This is a genomic window from Sulfurovum sp., from assembly GCF_041562805.1.
Taxonomy (GTDB): Bacteria; Campylobacterota; Campylobacteria; order Campylobacterales; family Sulfurovaceae; genus Sulfurovum.
Genome location: NZ_JBFFOH010000267.1, coordinates 1 through 2,073, shown reverse-complemented (window position 1 = coordinate 2,073; position 2,073 = coordinate 1). Strand labels below are relative to the sequence as shown.

3 protein-coding genes are annotated in these 2,073 nt (G+C 37.0%); all 3 read right to left on the bottom strand.

Features of this window, described 5'->3' with window-relative positions:
* Window positions 1-124 precede the first annotated feature (124 nt).
* The 3 genes from ABYK33_RS15595 to ABYK33_RS15585 all read right to left on the bottom strand — a co-directional run bounded on the left by ABYK33_RS15595 (window position 125) and on the right by ABYK33_RS15585 (window position 1,564).
* The gene (locus tag ABYK33_RS15595; RefSeq protein WP_373034242.1) at window positions 125-715 is read right to left on the bottom strand and encodes a hypothetical protein; all 591 of its coding nucleotides are present in this window, start codon (window positions 713-715) and stop codon (window positions 125-127) included.
* Window positions 712-1,092, bottom strand: coding sequence for a hypothetical protein (locus ABYK33_RS15590; RefSeq protein WP_373034241.1), 381 nt, complete (start codon window positions 1,090-1,092; stop codon window positions 712-714). Before ABYK33_RS15590 ends, ABYK33_RS15595 begins: the two co-directional genes overlap by 4 nt.
* 232 nt (window positions 1,093-1,324) lie before the next feature.
* Window positions 1,325-1,564 carry a hypothetical protein gene (locus ABYK33_RS15585; RefSeq protein WP_373034240.1) on the bottom strand — a complete coding sequence of 80 codons (240 nt, stop codon included), beginning with the start codon at window positions 1,562-1,564 and terminating at the stop codon, window positions 1,325-1,327.
* Between the last annotated feature and the right edge of the window lie 509 nt (window positions 1,565-2,073).

The following is a 2,073-nucleotide window of genomic DNA, read 5'->3' as shown; positions in this document are numbered from 1 at the left end:
GTTAAACTCGAATTGCCCAACACTAACGGCAATAAAAAGAGAAGAGACCAGAGGGGCATTAGCCTGTATCTGTTTTTTTGTTTTGTTTTTATATAGAGATTTTTCATTTTAGACACCAATTCCATTATTGATTTTGAGTGGGCTGTTCACCTTTCCAGTGATAAAGCCTTGATGTTTTTTCGAGTAGGTCCATGCTGATATTCACATCGGCAAATTTCACCCTGGCCTCTTCTTCCGTTAGTCCCATCAATATTTCATCAGTATCTTTGTTGATGATGAAGTATCCGTATGGTTGAACACGTATCCTACTCATATCGTTATTTATAGAAGTGCCTTTTTCTCTCTTTCCGACAATGTATTTGTCGTTGGCTCCGATCATCCTGACAGTTTTCTCTATGACTAAGGTCGTCAGATTATCTTCTCGAGACACCTTTCCCCAAACAGTCCACCCCTCTAATCCACCGTCGGTAACAATAAAATATTCTTTCCCGAGGTCACACTGACTACTCCCCTGACCGAGCTTGGCGAAAAGCAAATAAAAAGGTGTCACGAAAATCAAGAGACCCAGTAACATAGCGGTTATCGGCACAACAAATGAAGTTCTTTTTTTTCTCGGTTTAGATGTATCTTCATGATGTTGGTCAGTTTTTTTCTGGTTTTGATTCGCGGTCTTTTCTCTTTCAATCACTTCTTGTATAGTATATGTTTTTCTCATTTTCGCCACTTTTTACACCAAATATATCGATATCGATATGCTCTATGCGCATAAACGAGCTTCATAAAATACCCCAAACCTATTGTCATCAATGCTACGAAGAACGCATTGACTACCGGCATGACCGGCATCTCAACAAGCGGGTAGATGTTCACGATGATTATGTACACCAAATAGCCGGGAAGCAGGAAAAAGTTCCAGTAGATAATACGTTGTAAAAACTTATCTGTCACGTCCAAATATCTTTCGCCTTTACACAGTACCTGCTGCATCTCTTTTGGAAAAAACCGTATGCCAAAACCCACGATAGGTGGCAGTAACAACAGCAAATAGAGCGAATATTGGAAGTACCTGATTCCTAGATTGCCGTACCCCATCTAGACCGCATTAGAAAGGTAACCGACATTCACTGCGATGTAAGGCGCCATATATGACCACATCAACAGCATTTCTGCCTTTAAAATTTTTTCAACTTTCACACTTTCTCCCTACTGGATTGGCTTGGATAAAACAAATTTACAACCTATATTATTTTATTCGTAATAATTCTGGAAGGCTTAAAAACTAGATGTGCTGAACACTGGGTCTATATATTTCCAAACAATGTCATTATTGCAACAGGTAATTCCCAACGATAAATACTAACGTCACAACAACATACCCAAGACCGGCAGCATATATCCATCTATCATCATTTTCTCTCTGCTTATCCAGGTAGGCAGCAACAAAAATAGCTATGGTCTGTAAGACTAAAAACGTAATAGGGATTCCGTCCTTCACATCGTCAACTACAATACCGACAAACCCCATACTCACGATGATAAATAGTACAAACTTCACATTATTCATATCATTAGCCTGTGATCATTTTAATAACATGCAGTTTACTAAATAAGTTGAGTGAAATATAAAAACTGATCAAGGTCATCCAAAATGTGTATTTAAATTTCATTTTTATGGGATTATTCATATCCAATATCAACACTGAAGCAGTGAATATCAATATGAAATATTGAACAAACGAAGTATTTAGTGTCTCACTAGATTGATAACCCGTTGCTATGATATGTCCATAATACCAAACTATGATCCAAACAAGTAAAAAGACAATTATCGAAGAAATCAGTAAATTTTTTATCATTAGTTTAACACCTTCTTATCACAACATGTATATAAATCCACCGTTGCCTCCTCAATTACTTGTACATCTTATAAAATGCGATTTTATGGCTTCGTAATCTCGATTACGTAACTCAGATTTTTCGATCAAGATCTTTTCTGAAAATAGATAAAGCTCGATTGCTTCAAAACATGCGAAGTTCTCAAAGCGTATTTTAATGGTGAGGTTTTGCGTTAGT

What these genes read in the sequence shown, in the direction of transcription:
- ABYK33_RS15585 (WP_373034240.1), bottom strand. Translation starts at nt 1,564, where the DNA reads ATGAATAATGTGAAGTTTGTACTATTTATCATCGTGAGTATGGGGTTT.
- ABYK33_RS15595 (WP_373034242.1), bottom strand. Translation starts at nt 715, where the DNA reads ATGAGAAAAACATATACTATACAAGAAGTGATTGAAAGAGAAAAGACC.
- ABYK33_RS15590 (WP_373034241.1), bottom strand. Translation starts at nt 1,092, where the DNA reads ATGGGGTACGGCAATCTAGGAATCAGGTACTTCCAATATTCGCTCTAT.